Annotated in this window: 15 protein-coding genes; 7 read left to right on the forward strand and 8 right to left on the reverse strand. The window is 63.0% G+C overall.

Translation table 11 applies throughout. The annotated features are described in order from the left end of the window. Positions 1–3: 3 nt before the first annotated feature. Entirely contained in the window at positions 4–1392 is a 1389-nt protein-coding gene (locus RB548_RS18345) for an MFS transporter (RefSeq protein ID WP_331372641.1), read from the forward strand. Between the two features lie 51 nt (positions 1393–1443). Here RB548_RS18345 and purH read toward each other — a convergent pair whose 3' ends face one another. From purH to htpX, 4 genes are all read right to left on the reverse strand, one after another. After that, the gene (purH, locus tag RB548_RS18350; protein WP_331372642.1) at positions 1444–3054 is read right to left on the reverse strand and encodes a bifunctional phosphoribosylaminoimidazolecarboxamide formyltransferase/IMP cyclohydrolase; all 1611 of its coding nucleotides are present in this window, start codon (positions 3052–3054) and stop codon (positions 1444–1446) included. A gap of 143 nt (positions 3055–3197) precedes the next feature. Then, complete coding sequence (locus RB548_RS18355) at positions 3198–4883, reverse strand: heparinase II/III family protein (RefSeq protein ID WP_331372643.1); 1686 nt, start codon at positions 4881–4883, stop codon at positions 3198–3200. Positions 4884–5151: 268 nt separating this feature from the next. Next, complete coding sequence (locus tag RB548_RS18360) at positions 5152–6570, reverse strand: RsmB/NOP family class I SAM-dependent RNA methyltransferase (RefSeq protein WP_331372644.1); 1419 nt, start codon at positions 6568–6570, stop codon at positions 5152–5154. Beyond that, positions 6570–7529, reverse strand: a complete 960-nt coding sequence (gene htpX, locus RB548_RS18365; protein ID WP_331372645.1) for a zinc metalloprotease HtpX — start codon at positions 7527–7529, stop codon at positions 6570–6572. Before htpX ends, RB548_RS18360 begins: the two co-directional genes overlap by 1 nt. 136 nt (positions 7530–7665) lie before the next feature. Here htpX and RB548_RS18370 point away from each other — a divergent pair, with 136 nt between their 5' ends. Further along, positions 7666–7917, forward strand: coding sequence for a DUF1674 domain-containing protein (locus RB548_RS18370; protein WP_331372646.1), 252 nt, complete (start codon positions 7666–7668; stop codon positions 7915–7917). A 306-nt stretch (positions 7918–8223) separates the two neighbouring features. On the opposite strand, the gene acs is transcribed toward RB548_RS18370, so the two are convergent. Further along, on the reverse strand, positions 8224–10173 hold the full coding sequence (acs, locus tag RB548_RS18375) for an acetate--CoA ligase (protein WP_331372647.1): 1950 nt from the start codon (positions 10171–10173) through the stop codon (positions 8224–8226). 230 nt (positions 10174–10403) lie between these two features. Between acs and RB548_RS18380 the strand changes: the two genes are divergently transcribed. Then, positions 10404–11102 carry a DUF1013 domain-containing protein gene (locus RB548_RS18380; protein WP_331372648.1) on the forward strand — a complete coding sequence of 233 codons (699 nt, stop codon included), beginning with the start codon at positions 10404–10406 and terminating at the stop codon, positions 11100–11102. 66 nt (positions 11103–11168) lie between these two features. Here RB548_RS18380 and RB548_RS18385 read toward each other — a convergent pair whose 3' ends face one another. Next, the gene (locus tag RB548_RS18385; protein ID WP_331372649.1) at positions 11169–11555 is read right to left on the reverse strand and encodes an ectoine synthase; all 387 of its coding nucleotides are present in this window, start codon (positions 11553–11555) and stop codon (positions 11169–11171) included. 135 nt (positions 11556–11690) lie between these two features. On the opposite strand from RB548_RS18385, the gene RB548_RS18390 reads away from it, so the two are divergent. Then, positions 11691–12566, forward strand: coding sequence for a LysR substrate-binding domain-containing protein (locus RB548_RS18390; RefSeq protein WP_331372650.1), 876 nt, complete (start codon positions 11691–11693; stop codon positions 12564–12566). Between the two features lie 66 nt (positions 12567–12632). Here RB548_RS18390 and RB548_RS18395 read toward each other — a convergent pair whose 3' ends face one another. Together RB548_RS18395 and RB548_RS18400 are read right to left on the reverse strand one after the other, a co-directional pair. Further along, positions 12633–14540: an AMP-binding protein gene (locus RB548_RS18395; protein ID WP_331372651.1), complete on the reverse strand. Its 1908-nt coding sequence runs from the start codon at positions 14538–14540 to the stop codon at positions 12633–12635. Between the two features lie 296 nt (positions 14541–14836). Beyond that, the gene (locus RB548_RS18400; RefSeq protein ID WP_331372652.1) at positions 14837–15496 is read right to left on the reverse strand and encodes a YggS family pyridoxal phosphate-dependent enzyme; all 660 of its coding nucleotides are present in this window, start codon (positions 15494–15496) and stop codon (positions 14837–14839) included. A gap of 215 nt (positions 15497–15711) precedes the next feature. On the opposite strand from RB548_RS18400, the gene leuS reads away from it, so the two are divergent. From leuS to holA, 3 genes are read left to right on the forward strand one after another with little or no spacing between them, the layout of a single operon-like run. Beyond that, positions 15712–18345 carry a leucine--tRNA ligase gene (leuS, locus tag RB548_RS18405; RefSeq protein ID WP_331372653.1) on the forward strand — a complete coding sequence of 878 codons (2634 nt, stop codon included), beginning with the start codon at positions 15712–15714 and terminating at the stop codon, positions 18343–18345. Continuing rightward, complete coding sequence (locus tag RB548_RS18410) at positions 18332–18877, forward strand: hypothetical protein (protein WP_331372654.1); 546 nt, start codon at positions 18332–18334, stop codon at positions 18875–18877. The genes leuS and RB548_RS18410 overlap by 14 nt, the downstream gene beginning before the upstream one ends. A 12-nt stretch (positions 18878–18889) precedes the next feature. Continuing rightward, positions 18890–19924: a DNA polymerase III subunit delta gene (gene holA / locus RB548_RS18415; RefSeq protein WP_331372655.1), complete on the forward strand. Its 1035-nt coding sequence runs from the start codon at positions 18890–18892 to the stop codon at positions 19922–19924. Positions 19925–20094: the final 170 nt, after the last annotated feature.

Raw genomic sequence — 20094 nt, forward strand, 5'->3', positions numbered from 1 at the left:
AAATTGGACGTTACGGCCGTAGCGAGGGAGCAGCCCAGGGCATCACGCCTCGGCATCATCGGCTGGATGCTGTTCGACTGGGCCGCGCAGCCTTTCTTCACCGTCATCACCACCTTCATCTTCGCGCCCTATTTCGTTTCCCGACTCACGGCCGACCATGTGCAAGGGCAGGCAGTCTGGGGCTATACGCTGACTGTCTCAGGCATCATCATCGCGGTTCTTTCGCCGGTACTCGGCGCGATCGCGGACGCAACCGGGCCGCGCAAGCCGTGGATCGGCTTCTTCGCCGTCATCAAGATCGCCTCGCTCGCCATGCTGTGGTTCGCCGCACCGGGCTCACCCATCCTCTATCCCGCGATTTTCCTCGCTCTGGCGACCGTCGCCGCCGAATTCTCGATCGTCTTCAACGATTCGATGATGACGCGCCTGGTGAGCGAGAAGGAAGTGGGCCGCATCTCGAACATTGCCTGGGGGCTCGGCTATCTCGGCGGCATGATCGTCCTGATCGCCGTCGTTGCGCTCATTGCCGGAAACCCTGCGACGGGCAAGACGGCACTCGGCCTCGACCCGATCTTCGGCCTCGATCCCGCCAAAGGCGAGGATGCCCGCATCACCGGGCCAATCTCGGCCACCTGGTACCTGATCTTCATCCTGCCGATGTTCCTGTTCACCCCGGATGCGGAAAAGGCGGCGATGTCCTTGGGCAAGGCCACCGCGACGGGCCTTTCTGAGTTGAGAGGCACGCTCGCGGAATTGAAGCAACGGTCGGGGATACTGCGCTTCCTGATCGCCCGGATGATCTTTCAAGACGGCGTCAATGGTCTGTTGGCGCTCGGCGGCACCTTTGCTGCGGGGATGTTCGCCTGGCAGACGATGGAACTCGGCATCTACGGCATCATCCTCAACGTCGTCGCAATCGTCGGCTGCCTTTGTGCGAGCTGGCTCGATGCGCGGCTCGGCTCGAAGACGATCGTGGTCGCGAGCCTTGTCTGTCTCACCATCGCCACGCTTGGGATCGTTTCGACCGGCCCCGGTTTCACGCTGTTCGGGCTGATCGAGCTTCCGGCGGCGGATTCGGGCGGTCTCTTCGGCACGGCGGCGGAAAAGGCCTACATTCTCTACGGCCTCCTGGTCGGCATCGCCTTCGGACCGGTTCAGGCCTCGTCTCGCTCCTATCTCGCCCGAAGCGTCGCGATCGAGGAAGCAGGGCGCTATTTCGGCCTCTATGCCCTTTCCGGACGCGCGACCTCGTTTCTTGCACCCGCTTCTGTCGCTACGATCACGGTGTTGGCCGATTCCGCCCGGATCGGCATGATGGCGCTGGTCGCTTTCCTCGCCGTCGGCCTCGTCATACTTATCCGCACGCCCTATCCGGCGCATCGCCCGGCATAAAAAACCGCCGCACGGCAGCGCGGCGGGTTCGCGAACAGGCTGTCGGCAGGCTCAGTGGCGGAAATGGCGCATGCCGGTGAAGACCATGGCAACGTTGTGCTCGTTTGCCGCGGCGATCACCTCCTCGTCACGCATCGAGCCGCCAGGCTGGATCACGGCGGTGGCGCCGGCGGCGATCGCCGACAAGAGGCCGTCGGCGAAGGGCAGGAACGCCTCTGATGCCACCGCAGAACCGCGCGTCAGCGGTTCGGCGAGGCCGAGCGCCTTGGCGGCTTCCTCTGCCTTGATGGCGGCGATGCGGGCGGAATCGACACGGCTCATCTGGCCGGCGCCGATACCGGCCGTCTGGCCGTCCTTGGCGTAGACGATGGCGTTCGACTTGACATGCTTCGCCACCTTGAAGGCGAATTTCATGTCTTCAAGCTCCTGCGCGGTCGGCGCGCGCTTGGTCACGACCTTGAGTTCGAGGTCCTCGACCATGCCGTTGTCGCGCGTCTGGACGAGCAGGCCGCCGGCGACCGTCTTTGCCGAAAGGCCGGGCACGCGCGGATCCGGAAGGCCTCCGGTCGCAAGCAGCCGAAGGTTCGGCTTGCGCGCGATGATCGCCTTCGCCTCGTCACTGACCGACGGCGCAATGATGACTTCGGTGAAGAGCTTGACGATCTCGTCCGCCGTCTCGGCGTCGAGCTCCTGGTTGAGCGCGATGATACCGCCGAAGGCCGAGGTGGAATCGCAGGCGAGCGCCCGGCGGTAGGCTTCCGCAAGCGACGGCGCGGTCGCCACGCCGCAAGGGTTGGCGTGCTTGATGATCGCGCAGGCCGGCGCCTTTTCCGGCAGGAACTCGGCCACGAGCTCGAAAGCGGCGTCGGTGTCGTTGATGTTGTTGTAGGAAAGCTGCTTGCCCTGCAGCAGCGCGGCGGTCGCGACCCCCGGCCGGTTCTCGCCGGTCACGTAGAAACCCGCCTTCTGATGCGGGTTTTCGCCGTAGCGCATTTCTTCCTTGAGCACGCCGCCGATCACGCGATGGCGCGGCATCGGGGTATCGAGCGCGTCGGCGAACCAGTTGGAGATCGCGGCATCGTAGGCCGCCGTGCGGGCATAGGCCTTCGCCGCCATTTTCTGGCGGAAGGCATAGTGCGTCGTGCCATCGGCGATCTCTTCGAGAAGCGGCGCGTAGTCGGCGGGATCGGTGACGATCGTGACATAGGCGTGGTTCTTCGCCGAGGCCCGGATCATCGCCGGGCCGCCGATGTCGATGTTCTCGACCGTCGTCGGATAATCGCCGCCCTTGGCGCGAACCTCCTCGAACGGATAGAGATTGATGACGGCAAGATCGATGGCGGCAATGCCGTGCTTCTCCATCGCCGCCACGTGCTCGGCGTCATCGCGAATGGCGAGCAGGCCGCCATGAACACCGGGGTGAAGCGTCTTGACGCGGCCATCCATGACCTCCGGAAAGCCGGTCAGCTCTGAAACGTCGCTGACCGGAAGCCCGGCGTCCGACAGTGCCTTGTGCGTGCCACCCGTCGAAACAAGGCGCACGCCTTTTTCATGAAGGGCACGTGCGAGCCCGACAATGCCGGTCTTGTCGGAAACCGAGAGGAGGGCGGTGCGGATCCGGACTTTGTCCGGGGCGGGGATTTTCTTGGAGGCGACAGCCATCAACCATGCTCCTTTGGCGGCGCCGGACGCTTGGGGAGAAAGTGCCGGCGATTGGGATGGCTGCCCGTTAGCATAGCTTGCCCCGTGAAGGAACCTTCAGCGCCGCCGCGAGCGGAAAATAGGCGACGATCCAGACTTGGGGCCTAGCTCTCGCGGGTAAGAGTCCACTGGATTTCCGGCTGTGCAGCGGCAGCGAAGGTGACGGTTATCTGAGACGAGGCCCGCACGCCCGAAGGATCGGCGAAGAAGATATCTTCCTCGATCGCCAACTCCCCATCCCGGCAGGCGAAGAGCCAGGCCTCACCATCGGGCGCGGCCAGATAAATCTCGCTGTCGCTCGCCCGCCGCATCGCGATCGCCGGGTGGATGTGAAAGCGGGCCACGGCACTGGCGGCGTTGGCCGCATCCGGATCGGCACCATCCCCTCGCGAAAGCCGATCGCGCCCACGAAGCAACCGGCCTCCGCTCAAGATGCTGATATCACGTTCATGAAGCAGGCCGAATGACGCGAGATAGCCGTCGTGACTGGCCCAGAGGGATTCGATCCGGCCCGGCTCGTCCCTTCGCTCGACCAGCACCGCCGAGAGCCCGGACGTCATGATCGGCCCCAGGAAACGCGATTGGGAAAAGCGGCACGAGGACGTATCGTTGACCGTCACAGTGGAATGGGCGGCGGTCGCGCGAGCCATCTGGCGAAATCGTTCGCCGGCAAACTTCGGTGCGCCGGAGTTGATGACGAACCGGTTTCTGCCCGACGACATCTCGAAGGAGAGGCAACCCGCATGGGCACTACGCGAAAGGTCGATCGAAAGCGGGCGCCCGGTATCCATGATGACGACGGTTTCGCCGAGCGACAGCCGCTCATAGTGGGCATGGGGCAGCGAGTGGAACGGCTCTCCGGCTGTTTCGTCGTAACGCAGCACCGAGGCGAGTTCGTGCGCCAGAACCGAGGTCGCGCCATTGAAAAGTGCCAGTTCGCCGCCCTGGTGACGGAAGAAACGCAAGGCCGGATACATCCGGTCGATGCAGGGAATGAGCCGCGACGGCACATCGTGGCCAAGGTTGACGTAGGTTTGCCGGAGCGGCAGCAGGTCGAGCAGAAGCTCGAGCCCCGCCCGGGGGCTGCGCGACGAATGCGCGCCGTCCGGCAGGATCTGGCGATCGAGTTCCAGATCGAGATTGCGCGAGGCCTTGCGGATGGCGGAAACCGAGGCAGGCATCGACACGGATGCCATGGCGAGCGCCATGCGCACGCGCAGGCGCGCCTCGCCGTCGCAGACCGTGTCCGCAATGTGCCGAAGGTAGCGTACCTGGAAAGCCAGGCTTTTCAGGAAGCGTCGGTAGAACCCGTGTTCGGCGTTTCGCAGCACCACGGGCGAATGCGACAGCCAGGCGATGATGCGCTGGGCAATCACGTCAGCTTCCCAGGCAATGCCCCCGATGCTGCGGCCATGGCTGCCGATCCAGTCGTCGACGATCTGCCGGAGCCTGACATAGCCGGCATCCTCGCGGATCGCGCGCAGATGCCGCAGCCAACCGAAGGAATGGAGCCGCGCCGCAAATTCATGCGACGGCAAATCGATCTCGAAAGGGGATTCGCCTTCGGTATCGAGCACGCGGCCGGCAAGCGGAAAGCGCCCCTCAAGAATCTCTTCAGCAACAAAGGGATCGATCGCCCTCAGATCGGTCGGCGCCACGATCAGCCGGTCCGGAGTTGATCCGGCAAAGCGCATCGCCGTCAGGCGACCGAGCGAGATGCGGCGCGAAAATCGACGCCAGCCTTCCCGCAGATACAGGTAAAGAAGCCTTTGCTTACCGGAAAACACCATCAGCGCCCGTCGGTTTCCTTATTCCTGCAACGGACCCTTTTCGAAGCGCCGGAGGCCACTGCAGCGACCTTCGGCGTCTGGAAAAACGCACGGCGCTGGAGCGCATGCCCGGCTTGCGCCAGAATCCCTTTCCGGCAGATGGTGCAGGAAAGATCATTAAACTTTTATCAATCCTATCGCCATTGATAGGCCGACGGCCCCGATAGCGTCAATTGTCGCTGCAAAACAGCCTGTTGACGGCGGCGATTGCACCAACAACGGCCGCTCTTCAGGCGCGCTTGCGGCGGAGCACCGCGGCATAGAAACCGTCAAGCCCGCTGGAGAAGGGTGCTGCAAGCGGCAGCATGGCGGGCGTCGTGCGAAATTCGCCGCGCTCCGTGATCGCCTCGCCGAGACCCGGCCAATCGGCGGCAGCAATGGGTACGCGCTCACAATCCTCGCCGTCCCCGACGACGCGTGCAACCACCTCCTCGCCTTCGCGCGGATCGAGCGAGCAATTGGAAAAGACCACCAGCCCACCGGGCTGTACGACGGTCAGCGCGTGGCGCAGCAAGCGTTCCTGCAGCCCAGCAAGCTTCTCGACGTCCTCCGGCCCCTTCGTCCAGAGCACATCCGGATGACGGCGCGTCGTTCCCGTGGAAGAGCAGGGGGCGTCGAGCAGCGCCGCGTCGAAGAGTTCCTCCGGCTGGAAGTCGGCCATGTTGACTTCCTTCGTCCGGGCTTCGAGGCCGAGTCGCGCCAGGTTGGCCTTCAGGCGCCGCAAGCGGCTGGACGACTGATCGAGCGCCGTCACTTTTGCACCAGCCAGGATAAGCTGTGCCGTCTTGCCGCCCGGGGCCGCGCAGAGGTCGACGACGCTCTTGCCGGTCAGGTCGCCGAAGAGCCGCGCCGGAATGGAGGCAGCCGCATCCTGAACCCACCACTCCCCTTCCGAAAATCCCGGCAGTGCCGGAATGGCGCCCGAGAAAGCTCCAAGCCGGACGGAGCCGGTCGGAAGAACCGTGCCGCCAAGGCGCTCGGCCCAGGCGGCCGGGTCCGACTTCACCGACAGATCGATAGCCGCCGGAACCTCCTGCGCCGCCGATATGCGCTCCGCCTGCTCCCGACCGTAGTGGCCGACAAGCCTATCGTAAAACCAGTCGGGCATTGCCGGAATGGCCTTCACCTTGGCGAGAATGGCGTCCTTTTCCCGCGAGAGCCGGCGAAGAACGGCATTGACGAGGCTCGCGAAGCGGCGATTGCGCGGGTCGGCTTGCGCCTGCTCCACGGCAAGGTCGACGGCGGAGTGGTCCGGAATGTCGAGATAGAGAATTTGCGCCGCGGCAACCGTCAGCACGTGGTCGAGCGCGCGAGCCCCCTCCGGCAGCGGCGTTTGCAGCAGGGAGTCGATTGCCGCCCGAATGCGTGGCAGGTGCCGAAGCGCCGAATTGAGGATGGCCCGCACCAGCGCGCGGTCGGCGTCATTGAGTTCGCGATAGGCCGGATTGCCGTGCTCCTGGTCGAGCATGCCGTCGAGGGAGGTCTTGCGGTCGACAACGGCTGCCAGGATCTTTGCGGCCGCCTGGCGGGTCTTCAAACCCGGCTTCTCCGCCGTCGCGGCACCGGCGCCGCGCCGCGTTGTCTTCGGCGGCGCCTTGTGAGCTCGGCTTCGTTTCGGGCGTGAATCGTTTTTCTTGTCGTCGGGCATCAGGACCAGGGACCTTTGGGCGGTTCGGAACCACCGCGACCCCAGCCGGTTTTCGGGACAGAGCGCGATTTGCGCACGGAATTATCAGCGCGGACCGGCGGCGTCGAGTCCATCGACATCCCGCGCGCCATCTCCTCCAGCGCCGCAACACGATTTTCGGTGGCCGGATGGGTCGAGAAGAGATTGTCCATCCGTTCCCCGGAAAGCGGATTGATAATGAACATATGCGCGGTCGCCGGGTTGCGCTCGGCGTCATCGTTGTGGATCACATGCGCCGCGCCGGCGATTTTCTGGAGTGCAGAGGAAAGCCAGAGCGGATTGCCGCAGATTTCCGCGCCGCGCCGGTCGGCGGAATATTCGCGCGTCCGGCTGATCGCCATCTGCACCAGCATCGCCGCGAGCGGCGCGACGATCATCGCGACGAGGACGCCGACGAAGCCGAGCGGATTGTTGTTGTCGCGGTTGCCGCCGAAGAAGAAGGCGAAGTTGCCGAGCATCGAAATCGCGCCGGCAAGCGTCGCCGTCAGCGTCATCGTCAAGGTGTCGCGGTACTGGATATGCGCAAGCTCATGCGCCATGACGCCGGCGACTTCCTCATAGGAAAGCGAATGCAACAGGCCCGTGGATGCAGCAACCGCCGCGTTCTCCGGGTTGCGGCCGGTGGCAAAGGCGTTCGGCTGCGGACTGTCGATGACATAGACGCGCGGCATCGGCAAACCGGCATTCCGCGCCAGATCCCGCACGATCCCGTAATATTCGGGCGCGGTGCGTTCATCCACCTCCTGGGCCCGGTACATCCTCAAGACCATGCGATCGGAATTCCAGTAGGAGAAGAAGTTCATGCCGGCGGCGATGACAAGGGCGATCATCATGCCGCCTCGGCCGCCGATGACGTAGCCGACGGCCATGAAGAGGACGGTCATGACGGCGAGCAGCATTGCGGTGCGCATGATATTCATGGATGAGCTCCAGGCATGTTTGTCTCGTCATCCGTTCGGCAATCGCGGCGGAGGCAGGCACAGTCGCTTTCTTTCCGCACGCCTTACGCGAACGTTTCACGTGAATCAGGGTTTCCGTCCGCACGGAACCGCTTATATGATGGGTATAAACCCCACGCTCTTCAATATCACGGAAATCCGGCATCCCATGCAGAACGACAACGACAATGCGCCCGATCGCCCCAAACGCCCGTTGCCGGCAGCCGCTCAGCGCGCGCTGAAGGAGGCGGAGGAGAGACGGCGGGCGGCGGAACCGCAAAAGATGCCGACCGAGCTTGGCGGTCGCGGGGGGCTCGATCCGGCGCGCTTCGGCGATTGGGAGATCAAGGGTCGGGCGATCGATTTCTGAGACGCTGCCGGCGGGACCGTTGTTTCGGCCGCGAATCGACGCTTATTCAATCGCGAAGTAATGCCCGGAAGATCTTCAGCGCAGCACACAGGCTGCGTTCGGAATCCGGCTCAGGACTGCCCCTCGCCCTGGCCCTCTCCCCGCGAGCGGGGGAGAGGGGAAGTAGATGTCGAGCCTCTCCGCAAGGCAAGGCAGGGTCGGGGAGATTGCCGCAACGTCCCTTCTCCCCGCAAGCGGGGAGAAGGTGGCCGGCAGGCCGGATGAGGGGCTTTCACGGCGCCTTCACGCTCGCCAAACCCCCTCACATCACGCGCGATTCTGGCGATTGGCGATCAGATCGTCGACCACAGCGGGATCGGCAAGCGTCGAGGTGTCGCCGAGAGAGCCGTAATCGTCCTCGGCGATCTTGCGGAGAATGCGGCGCATGATCTTGCCGGACCGCGTTTTCGGCAGGCCGGGCGCGAACTGGATCTTGTCGGGCGTGGCGATCGGTCCGATCTCCGAGCGGACATGCTTGACGAGGGCCTGGCGAAGATCGTCGCTGCCGGTCTCGCCTGCCATCAACGAGACATAGCAGTAGATGCCCTGTCCCTTGATCGGATGCGGATAGCCGACGACGGCGGCTTCCGAGACGAGATGGTGCGAGACGAGCGCCGATTCGACCTCCGCCGTGCCGAGGCGATGGCCGGAGACGTTCAAGACGTCGTCGACGCGGCCGGTGATCCAGTAGTAGCCGTCCTCGTCGCGACGGCAGCCATCGCCGGTGAAATATTTGCCCTTGTAGGCGGAGAAGTAGGTCTGGATGAAGCGGGCATGGTCGCCATACACCGTCCTCATCTGGCCCGGCCAGCTGTCGGCGATGCAGAGATTGCCGTCTGCCTGGCCCTCGAGCACATTGCCCTCATTGTCGACGAGCTGCGGCTGGACGCCGAAGAACGGCCGGGTCGCCGAGCCCGGCTTGAGATCGGTTGCGCCCGGCAGCGGCGTGATCAGGATGCCGCCCGTTTCGGTCTGCCACCAGGTATCGACGATGGGAGAGCGCTCCTCCCCGACGACACGGTAGTACCACTCCCAGGCTTCCGGATTGATCGGCTCGCCGACCGTGCCGAGCAGGCGGATCGAGGCGCGCGAGGAGCGCCTGACGAACTCGTCGCCGGCGCCCATCAGCGCACGGATCGCCGTCGGCGCCGTGTAGAAGATGTTGACCTTGTGCTTGTCGACGACCTCCCAGAAGCGGCCGGCATCCGGAAAATTCGGCACGCCCTCGAACATCAGCGTCGTCGCGGCGTTGGAAAGCGGTCCATAGACGATATAGGAATGGCCGGTCACCCAGCCCACATCCGCCGTGCACCAGTAGATGTCGCCATCCCGGTAGTCGAAGACATATTCATGCGTCATCGACGCATAGACGAGATAGCCGCCGGTCGTGTGCAGCACGCCCTTGGGTTTGCCGGTCGAGCCCGACGTGTAGAGGATGAACAGCGGATCCTCCGCCTTCATCTTCACCGGCGGGCAATCCGGCTTCACCGTGGCGATTTCCTGGTGGTACCAGAAATCGCGACCTGGTGCCCAAGGAACCTTGCCGCCGGTGCGGCGCACGACCAGGACCTTGTTGACCATGACATGCTGCTTGGCGGCGATATCGATCGCCCTTTCGGTGTTTTCCTTGAGCGGCACCGGCTTGCCGCCACGCACGCCCTCGTCGCAGGTAATGACGAAGGTCGACTCACAGTCGACGATGCGGCCGGCAAGCGCGTCGGGCGAGAAGCCGCCGAAGACGACCGAATGGATCGCACCGATGCGCGCGCAAGCGAGCATGGCATAGGCCGTCTCGGGGATCATTGGCATGTAGATGGTAACGCGGTCGCCCTTCTTGACGCCGTGTTTCTTCAGCACGTTGGCGAGACGGCAGACCTGATCGTAGAGCTGGTTGTAGGTGATCTTCTTGTCGATATAGGGATTGTCCCCCTCCCAGATGATCGCGGTCTTCTCGCCATGTGTCTTGAGATGCCGATCGATACAGTTGTAGGAGACATTGGTCAGTCCGTCCTCGTACCACTTGATCGACACCCTGCCCTTGAAGGACGTGTTCTTGACCTTGGTGTAGGGCTTGAACCAATCGATCCGCTTGCCGTGCTTGCCCCAGAACTTGTCCGGGTCGGACACACTTTCCTCGTACCATTTCAGATAGGTCGCGTTGTCGAGCAGCGTCCGGCTCTTGGCAGACTTAAGAACCGGATAGGTCTTGTCGGACATGCTTTTCCTCCCTGCACATTCCTGGTCAGGGGCAACGCTCCTAGCCGCCCCCGCTTCGGTCACGATTCATAGCAGGTCAAAGCCTGCCCGCAATTAGACAAAAGGACATTCGGTACTGAAAGAATTGCAATTTCGCGACAGGGACGTTATAGAGGCGCTCAATTCCCGGAAATCAGTGGTAGACTCCACGGCCCGCGACACCGGCGCGGACGGACGAAAGGACTATATCCATGGCTCAGCAACTGCTTATGCCCAAGGCAACCGCCGTCTGGCTCGTTGACAACACGGCGCTGTCGTTCGACCAGATCGCGCAGTTCTGCAAGCTGCACCCGCTCGAAGTGAAAGCGATCGCCGACGGTGAATCGGCGCAGGGCATCAAGGGCCTCGATCCGATCGCCACCGGTCAGCTTTCCCGCGACGAGATCGCGCGCGGCGAGGCGAACCCTAACCACAAGCTCAAGCTCTCCGAACCGAAGGTTCGCGTTCCGGACTCCAAGCGCAAGGGCCCGCGCTACACGCCGGTCTCCAAGCGCCAGGACCGTCCGAACGCCATCCTCTGGCTGGTGCGTAACCATCCTGAACTCAAGGACGCGCAGATTTCGCGTCTGGTCGGCACGACGAAGACGACGATTGAGCAGATTCGCGAACGTACCCATTGGAACTCGGCCAACCTGACGCCGATGGATCCGGTGACGCTTGGCCTCTGCTCGCAGATCGACCTCGATCTCGAAGTCGAACGCGCCGCCAAGGGTCGCCCGCTGCCGACGGCAGCCGAGGTGGGTGCGACGCTGGAGGCAGCACAGGAGACCGAAAAGGTCGGCTACAATTTCGACCGCGAGGAAGAGAAGGAAATCGACGCCGATGCCGTCTTCGCCAAGCTGAAGTCGCTGAAGTCGGATCGCAAGGACGATGAAGACGACGACTATTGATCGTTCGTCGACTGCAAGGGCATACGCAAAACCCGGATCTTGGATCCGGGTTTTTTGTTGCCCCGCTTAGTAGGCCGAGCCTGATGGATCGTTGAGATTGTGGCGCTCGGTTCCTTTCAGCGGCGGATTGAAGATGCTGACGAGGATCAGGTCCTCGATGCGGCCACCACGCAAGTAATGTTTGTCGTGCTGGTCGAGCACATAGATGTCGCCTTTTCGGATCGGGAAGACATTGCCCTGCATATCCTCGACCTCGCCTTCGCCGGCAATGCAATAGCAGGCTTCGAGATGATTGCGGTATTCGAGCAGCGAAACCGTGTTGGCGCGCACCACGGTGTGGCAGACAGTAAATCCCATGCCGTCCTTTTCCGTCAGCAACCGATGGCTCGTGCCGCTTCCCCATTCGACGAAATAGTCTGTGGCTTCGACGTCATTCAGGCTGCGCACGAACATGCGGCTCTCCTATGTAAGAAAATTTGACAAAAGCGGCGATGCGAATTCAGATCGGATCGCGATACCTCTTTATTGCTGGATTCGCTCTTTGCACAAATGACGATTCCTCACCGGATCGTTGAGGAGAATTTACATATGATGCCGCCACTCGGCGCGCTCAGGGTTTTCGAAGCGGCGGCGCGCCTGGCGAGCTTTTCGCGCGCAGCCGATGAGCTCTGTGTGACGCATGCCGCCGTCAGCCATCAGATCCGGCAATTGGAGGAATGGTTCGGGCGACCGCTGTTCCTCAGGGAAAAGCGCGGTGTCCGCCTGGCGCCGGAAGCCGAAAGGTTGGCCGAAATCCTGTCGGCCAGTTTCGAGCGCGTTTCGGCCGAGGCGGAGGCTTTGAAGCAGAGAACGAAATCCGAGATCACCGTCGCATGCATTCCCTCGATCGCGACGCGCTGGCTGATCCCGGCGCTTGGCGATTTCCTCGCCGCCCATGCCGACATCACGGTGAAGGTCGTTTACGCCATGGCCGAACAGCGTCTGCGCGAGACCGGTTGCGATGTCCTGATCACGCTTGGCGCCGACACCTCGGACGGTGTCGCCTGCGAGCGGCTCTTTTCGCGCGTAAATCGACCGGTCGCCAGCCCGCGCTACCTTGAGCGCAAGGGCAACATCGACTCGCCCGACGAGATCGCCGCGGCGGACCTGCTCCACGACGAAACGACGAGACACTGGCAGCATTGGTTTACCAAGGCGGGCCTGCCTCCCCGCCAGCCGCTTAGCGGACCGGTCTTCCAGGACTTCAATCTGTTGGCAACAGCCGCCATCGCGGGTCACGGCGTGGCGCTCTGTCCGGTCGAAGTATGCCGGCGGGAAATCGAAAACGGCGATCTGATCGTGCTCTCCGACCTCGCCGTCCTGGAGGATGAGGGTTATTTTCTCATCAGCAAGGTCTCGCGGCAAAAAGCGGTTTCCGCCTTCTGCGCGTGGTTCAAGGCGGTCGTCAACCCCGTGGCGGGCTGACGCGCCCCGCTTACAGCGCCGCGCCTCTTATCAGAAGCGCAAAGGACGCTGTAGCACCTTGAAGGCTCAAAGCCCGATGCCCTTCGCATGCAGCGCTTCAGTGATCTCGTCGAGGATCGCCGGGTCATCGATCGTCGCCGGCATCTTCCAGGGCTGCCGGTCGGCGATCTTCTGGATCGTCGCCCGGAGGATCTTGCCGGAACGCGTCTTCGGCAAACGCTTGACGCAGATCGCCATCCTGAAGGCGGCAACGGGTCCGATCCGCTCGCGCACCAGCGCGATGACTTCCCTCTCGATTTCCGACGTTTCACGGGAAACATTGGAATTGATCACCAGGAAACCGGCCGGGATCTGCCCCTTCAGCGGATCGGCGATGCCGATCACCGCGCATTCCGCCACGTCGGGATGGCTGGCGCAGACCTCCTCCATCGCTCCGGTCGACAGCCGGTGGCCGGCGACATTGATGATGTCGTCGGTGCGGGCCATGATGAAGATGTAGCCGTCCTCATCGACATAGCCGGCATCCGCGGTCTTGTAGAAGCCGGGATATTCGTTGAGATAGGCGGCGTGGAAGCGATCGTCGGCGTTCCACAGCGTCGGCAGACAGCCGGGCGGGAGCGGCAGCCTGACGACCACATTGCCCAGTGTGCCAGCCCCCACCGGGTGTCCGGCATCATCGAGGACCTGAACGTCGTAGCCGGGCAGGGGAACAGCCGGGGAGCCGTATTTCACCGGCAGCAGCCCCAGACCCATGGGATTGCCGGCGACCGGCCATCCGGTCTCCGTCTGCCACCAGTGATCGATAACCGGAACGCCGAGCGCCCGCTCCGCCCATTGGATCGTGTCCGGGTCCGCCCGCTCGCCGGCAAGGTATAGGGCCCGGAAGCGTGAAAGATCGTGGCGGGACACACAGGTGGCCTCGGGATCCTCCTTGCGGATCGCCCGCAACGCCGTCGGCGCCGTGAACATCACCGCCACGCCGTGCTCAGCGATGATGCGCCAATAGGTTCCGGGATCGGGCGTACCGACCGGCTTGCCTTCGAAGAGGATGGAGGTGTTGCCGTTGAGAAGCGGCCCGTAGACGATGTAGGAGTGACCGACCACCCAGCCGATGTCGGAAGCGGCCCAGAAGACCTCGCCGGGCCGTACCCCGAAGAAATGCTCCATCGACCATTTCAACGCGACCATGTGGCCGCCATTGTCGCGTACGACTCCTTTCGGCTGGCCGGTGGTCCCGGACGTATAGAGCACATAAAGCGGATCGGTCGATGAGACCGGAGTGCAGGGTGCCTCTTCGCCGGCCTGCTTCGCCGCTGCGAGCGCCTCGGCAAAGTCGATATCCCGGCCCGGAACCATTTCGGCGGCGAGCATCTCGCGCTGAAAAATCAGGCAATGGGCCGGCCTGTTGGCGGCGATCTCGATGGCCGCATCGAGAAGCGGCTTGTAGGCGACCGTGCGTCCGGGTTCGAGGCCGCAGCTCGCCGACACGACCAGCTTTGCCTGGCAATCGTCGATACGCACGGCAAGCTCGTTGGCGGCAAAACCGCCAAAGACGACCGAATGCACCGCGCCGATGCGCGCGGCCGCAAGCATTGCCACCGCCGCCTCAGGAATCATCGGCATGTAGATGATGATCCGGTCGCCCTTGCCGATCCCAAGATTGCGGTAGACCGCGGCCATCGCCTTCACGTCGGCGAGCAAATCGGCATAGGAAATCTTTTCGATCCGGCCGGTGACCGGGCTGTCATAGATGAAGGCGGGCTGGGCAGCCCGGCCGCCGTCCACTTGGCGGTCGAGACAGTTGTAGCAGGTGTTCGTCACGCCATCGGGAAACCAGTGTCCATAGGTTCCGCGCTCGGACTCGAAAATGCGCTCGGGTGGTTGGAACCAGTCGATCGATCCGGCCGCGTCGGCCCAAAATCCATGCGGATCGGCCTTCCACGCGGCATACACTTCGGAATAGCGGCTCGCCATATCCGTTCTCCTCCCACTGACTTTTCCGGACAAAGCCCGGCTCCTCGGTGAGCGAAGATAGGCCAACGGAGGCAAACGTGAACCCCGACGAAAGAGTAATAGGGTTCTCTGGCACGCCGACGCGCCCGCTACCCTATCGTTGCCGTTCCGTCGAACGGCCGCGGAGCCTGCGGGAGGAGCATCGCCAAGAGCATCAGCGAGTCTCGTGAAAGTGCCACCGGTCCGACAGACCACGTCCAAGCAGGAGAAAGCCCGCCCCAGGCGTGTGGAATTCGGCCAACTGCGAATAAGAAGCCTCAGCGCGCCCCGAAGATCGCCGAGCCAACCCGGACACTGGTGGCGCCGAAGGCGATCGCCGTCTCGAAATCACCGGACATGCCCATCGAGAGCTTGTCGAGACCGCATCTTGCTGCGAGCTTCGCAAGCAGCGCAAAATGCGGACCGGGGTTCTCGTCGATCGGGGGAATGCACATCAGACCCTCGATCTTCATTGCCAGTTCGCCGCGGCAGAGTTCGACGAAGGCGGCGGTGTCTTCCGGGGCAACGCCAGCCTTCTGCGGCTCAAGACCGGTGTTGACCTGGACATAGAGGCGAAGACTGCGGCCCTGCCGCTTCATCTCGGCGGACACCGCCTGGGCAATCTTTTCGCGATCGATGGTCTCGATGACATCGAAGAGCGCGACAGCGTCGGCGGCCTTGTTCGACTGCAACGGGCCGATTAAATGCAGTTCGACATCAGGCGTCTCCAGACGGAGCGCTGGCCATTTGCGCTCTGCCTCCTGGACGCGATTTTCGCCGAAGACCCGCTGGCCAGCGGCAATGGCCGGACGTATCGCGTCGGCATCGAAGGTTTTCGACACGGCAACCAGAGTGACGGCATCTTCGGGGCGTTTTGCCGCTTTTTCGCTGGCGCGAATCCGGCTCACGACATCGTTCAACCGCTCCTGCACTTCCATCCTTGCGCTCCCATGTCCGAAGACCACGATAAACCTTCTCTGCCGCATATTGAAACTTGCGATCCTTGCCAAGGCCTGCTCGCCTAAACATGGCCAAAGTGCGCTGCCAACCCCTTCAAAACTTGACGCTCAAGCGGTTTCGTGGTGAAGGTCACGCCAGCTATCATGAGGGTGCCTTGGGCGCCCCCCAGAATCTCCGGAACATCGATAAAGACATGGCGACCGAACGATATAATCCGCGTGATGCCGAACCGCGCTGGCAGCAGGAATGGGAAGCAGGCAAGGTCTTCGAGACCAGCAACGACGATCCGCGCGAAAAATACTACGTGCTCGAGATGTTCCCCTATCCCTCAGGCCGCATCCACATGGGACACGTGCGCAACTACACCATGGGTGACGTCGTCGCCCGGTACAAGCGCGCCCGCGGCTTCAATGTGCTGCACCCGATGGGCTGGGACGCCTTCGGCATGCCGGCGGAAAACGCCGCCATGGAACGCGGCGTACATCCGGCGAGCTGGACCTATCAGAACATCGCCTCGATGAAGGCGCAGTTGAAGGTCATGGGCCTTTCGCTCGACTGGAACCGTGAATTCGCCACCTGTGACCCGGCCTATTACCAGCGCCAGCAGCACCTGTTCCTCGATTTTCTCGAGAAGGGTCTCGTCTATCGCAAGCAGTCGAAGGTCAATTGGGACCCGGTCGATAACACCGTGCTCGCCAACGAGCAGGTGATCGATGGCCGCGGCTGGCGTTCCGGTGCTTTGGTAGAGCAACGCGAACTGACGCAATGGTTCTTCCGTATCACCGATTTCAGCCAGGACCTGCTCGACGCGCTCGACAGGCTCGATCAGTGGCCCGAAAAGGTCCGGCTGATGCAGAAGAACTGGATCGGTCGCTCCGAGGGGCTGCTGGTGCGATGGGAGCTCGATGCTGCAACCGTTCCGGACGGCACGACGGAACTGACCGTCTATACGACACGGCCCGATACGCTCTTCGGCGCCTCGTTCCTGGCGATCTCCGCGGACCATCCGCTCGCCAAGGAGGCCGCCGACAAGAATGCCGAGATCGAGGCCTTCTGCGAGGAATGCCGGCGCGCCGGAACCTCGCTCGCAGCACTCGAAACGGCCGAGAAGAAGGGCATCGATACCGGCATTCGCGCCAGGCACCCGCTCGATCCGAGCTGGGAGCTGCCGGTCTATGTCGCCAATTTCGTGCTGATGGACTACGGCACCGGCGCCATCTTCGGCTGCCCCTCGGGTGACCAGCGCGACCTGGACTTCGCCCGCAAATACGGCCTGCCGGTCATCCCCGTGGTGATGCCCAGGGAGGCCGATCAGGCGAGCTTCAGAATCGAGAACGAAGCCTATGTCGGCGACGGGGTAATGATCAACTCGCGTTTCCTCGACGGCCTTTCGACGGAGGAAGCCTTCGAAACGGTCGCCTCGCGGCTCGAGAAGGAAATGCTGGGCGGCGCTCCGCGCGCGGAACGGAAGGTCAATTTCCGTCTGCGCGACTGGGGCATCTCGCGGCAGCGCTATTGGGGCTGCCCGATTCCGGTGATCCATTGCGACGACTGCGGCGTCGTACCGGTGCCGAAGGCCGATCTGCCGGTGACGCTGCCGCCGGACGTGACCTTCGACAAGCCCGGCAACCCGCTCGACCGTCATCCGACCTGGCGGCATGTCGCCTGCCCGCAATGCGGCAGGGACGACGCCCGGCGGGAAACGGACACCATGGACACGTTCGTCGATTCCTCCTGGTACTTCACGCGCTTTACAGCGCCATGGGAGGACAATCCGACCGATCCGAAGGTCGCCAATCATTGGCTTCCGGTCGACCAGTATATTGGCGGTATCGAGCATGCCATCCTGCACCTGCTCTATTCGCGCTTCTTCACCCGCGCGATGAAGGTGACAGGCCACGTGGCGATGGACGAACCGTTCAAGGGCCTCTTCACCCAAGGCATGGTGGTGCACGAGACCTACAGTCGCGGTCAGGGCGCGCAACGCGAATGGATCACGCCGGCCGAAGTCCGCGTCGAGGAAATCGACGGCGAGCGGCGTGCGCTTCTGATCGAGACCGGCGAGGAAATCGCCATCGGCTCGATCGAGAAGATGTCGAAGTCGAAGAAGAACGTCGTCGATCCGGACGACATCATCGGCTCCTACGGCGCCGACACGGCCCGTTTCTTCGTGCTCTCCGATTCGCCGCCAGACCGCGACGTGATCTGGTCCGAAGCGGGTGTCGAAGGCGCCCATCGTTTCGTTCAGCGCGTCTGGAGGCTCATCGCCGAGGCAGCGGAAAACCTGCGCGCAAGCGAAGCTTCGCCGGCGAAGGAAGGCGAGGGCCTCGCCATATCCCAGGCCGCGCACAGGACGCTGCGCGCGGTCGAAGCCGACTATGACAAGCTCGCCTTCAACAAAGCGGTCGCGCGGATCTATGAACTCGTCAACGTTCTGGCCGCTCCGCTGACCCAGGTGGCCGGCGGCAAGGCCGATCAGGCGGTCACCGCGGCGGTCAAGGACGCCGTTGCGATCCTGATCAACCTGATCGCGCCGATGATGCCGCACCTGGCGGAAGAATGCTGGCGGGAAATCGGCGGCGATGGCTTGATTGCAGAGCGCGCTTGGCCGAGCTTCGATCCGGCCCTGGTCGTCGAGAACGAAATCACTTTGCCGGTCCAGATCAACGGCAAGAAGCGCGCCGATTTGACAATCGCGCGCGACGCTGATCAGAGTGCGATCGAAAGCGCCGTGCTTGCTCTCGACGCCGTCAAGACGGCGCTCGCGGGCAGCAACCCGAAAAAGATCATCGTCGTGCCGCAGAGGATCGTCAATGTCGTTGTCTGATAGAGCTGCCTTTCGCCTTCGGTCGTTTTCGATGCTGGCGGGCGGCCTGCTGCTGACCGCCCTGGCGGGTTGCCAGGTGAGGCCGCTCTATTCCGACGGCCCCACGGGCTCGACATCGTTGGCACTCGCCTCGATCGAGATTTCGGAGGCCGACGACCGTGTCGAGCAGGAAGTCAGAAATGCACTCGTCTTCCTGACGGCGCGTGGGGCTGGCGAACCGGTCAACCCGCAGTACCATCTCGCACTCAACGTCTCGCACCGGACCATGGGTGTGCTGTTCGACACGACGGATAATGACGATGATGACGACGACGCGGGAGCCGGCCGCATTGTCGTGAAGGCGGACTACAACCTGACCAGGACCGCCACCGGCGAGACCGTCAGGGCGGGCAACCGAACAGCCGTCGCGCTGGTCGACTTCCCCCAACAGGAATTCGCCAAGGTTCGCGCCGTGCGCGACGGCGAGAATCGCGCAGCAAAGGAACTGGCGGAGATCATCGGCGCCGACATCGCATCGGCCCTCGGCCGCTGATCCGGGGTTCGGATGAGCGAGATCAAATCGCACGAGTTTGACGGTTTCCTGCAGAGGGCGGCCGGGAGTTACCGGCTTTTCTTGCTCTACGGCCCCGATCGCGGTCTCGTGTCCGAACGGGCCGCACTGCTTGCTTCAAAATTCGGCATCCCGCTCGACGACCCGTTTGCCGTCGTCAAGCTCGACGCCAGCGACTTGCAGCAGGATCCCGGGCGATTGCTTGACGAGGTCAATGCCATTGGCCTTTTCGGCGGCGAGAAACTCGTCTGGATCCGCGGCGCCTCCGCCGAGAAGGCCCTTTCCGAAGCGTTGCAGATCCTTGCCAGTGAGCCGCCTACCGGCAGCTACCTCATCATCGAGGCTGGCGACCTCAAGAAGGGAGCTGCCCTTCGAAAGGCCGGCGAATCGGCCCGTTCCATCGCGTCGATCGCCTGCTACAGCGACGATGCACGCAGCCTGCATGCACTCATCGACCAGGAACTCGCCGAAGCGGGGCTTCGGCTGAGCCCTGCCGCGCGCGAGCGCCTGCTCGAAGCCCTTGGCGGCGATCGTCTCGCCTCGCGCAACGAGGTGCGAAAACTCGTGCTCTACTGTCGCGACAAGGAGATGATCGAGGATGGCGATGTGCTCGACATCGTCGGTGATGCCAGTGCCATTTCCGTCGACGATGCGGTCGATGCCGTGCTGAAGGGAGACGTGGACGGGCTGCTCCATGCCATCAGAAAGATCACAACGTCGAAGACGCCGCCGTTTCTCGTGCTCCAGGCTTGCTTGCGACAGTTCCAGCAATTGGACGCCATGCGCGCCGAAATGGATGCGAGCCGCCAGTCTTCGAGCCAGGTGATCGCGAGCCTCGGAAGGAATTTGCATTTCCGGCGCAAGCCGATTGTCGAAGCGGCACTTCGGCATTGGACCGGACCGGCAATCCGGCGGGAAATGAGCCGGCTACAGGCGACAATCTATCAAAGCCGCACACGGCCGAGCCTGGAAGACAGTCTCGTTCTGCAGAATCTCCTGGCGATAACCGTCCAGTCTGCACGGCGATAGTTCCTGCGAATGCAAAACGCGGCATTCGAAAGAATTCACCGGCAAGGAAGCGCAACGCAGTTGCCGCTGCCCACAGACTCCCGCAGTTCGGTGCAGATGACCGCAAAGCAAACCAGGAACGTGTGCAATGAGCCTTCGCCAGGACTCGTTTAGTTTTCAAAGAGTTAGAT

The organism is Sinorhizobium chiapasense (assembly GCF_036488675.1).
Lineage (GTDB): Bacteria > Pseudomonadota > Alphaproteobacteria > Rhizobiales > Rhizobiaceae > Sinorhizobium > Sinorhizobium chiapasense.

What these genes read in the sequence shown, in the direction of transcription:
- purH (WP_331372642.1), bottom strand. Translation starts at nt 3,054, where the DNA reads ATGGCTGTCGCCTCCAAGAAAATCCCCGCCCCGGACAAAGTCCGGATC.
- RB548_RS18355 (WP_331372643.1), bottom strand. Translation starts at nt 4,883, where the DNA reads ATGGTGTTTTCCGGTAAGCAAAGGCTTCTTTACCTGTATCTGCGGGAA.
- RB548_RS18360 (WP_331372644.1), bottom strand. Translation starts at nt 6,570, where the DNA reads ATGCCCGACGACAAGAAAAACGATTCACGCCCGAAACGAAGCCGAGCT.
- htpX (WP_331372645.1), bottom strand. Translation starts at nt 7,529, where the DNA reads ATGAATATCATGCGCACCGCAATGCTGCTCGCCGTCATGACCGTCCTC.
- RB548_RS18370 (WP_331372646.1), top strand. Translation starts at nt 7,666, where the DNA reads ATGATGGGTATAAACCCCACGCTCTTCAATATCACGGAAATCCGGCAT.
- acs (WP_331372647.1), bottom strand. Translation starts at nt 10,173, where the DNA reads ATGTCCGACAAGACCTATCCGGTTCTTAAGTCTGCCAAGAGCCGGACG.
- RB548_RS18380 (WP_331372648.1), top strand. Translation starts at nt 10,404, where the DNA reads ATGGCTCAGCAACTGCTTATGCCCAAGGCAACCGCCGTCTGGCTCGTT.
- RB548_RS18385 (WP_331372649.1), bottom strand. Translation starts at nt 11,555, where the DNA reads ATGTTCGTGCGCAGCCTGAATGACGTCGAAGCCACAGACTATTTCGTC.
- RB548_RS18390 (WP_331372650.1), top strand. Translation starts at nt 11,691, where the DNA reads ATGATGCCGCCACTCGGCGCGCTCAGGGTTTTCGAAGCGGCGGCGCGC.
- RB548_RS18395 (WP_331372651.1), bottom strand. Translation starts at nt 14,540, where the DNA reads ATGGCGAGCCGCTATTCCGAAGTGTATGCCGCGTGGAAGGCCGATCCG.
- RB548_RS18400 (WP_331372652.1), bottom strand. Translation starts at nt 15,496, where the DNA reads ATGGAAGTGCAGGAGCGGTTGAACGATGTCGTGAGCCGGATTCGCGCC.
- leuS (WP_331372653.1), top strand. Translation starts at nt 15,712, where the DNA reads ATGGCGACCGAACGATATAATCCGCGTGATGCCGAACCGCGCTGGCAG.
- RB548_RS18410 (WP_331372654.1), top strand. Translation starts at nt 18,332, where the DNA reads ATGTCGTTGTCTGATAGAGCTGCCTTTCGCCTTCGGTCGTTTTCGATG.
- holA (WP_331372655.1), top strand. Translation starts at nt 18,890, where the DNA reads ATGAGCGAGATCAAATCGCACGAGTTTGACGGTTTCCTGCAGAGGGCG.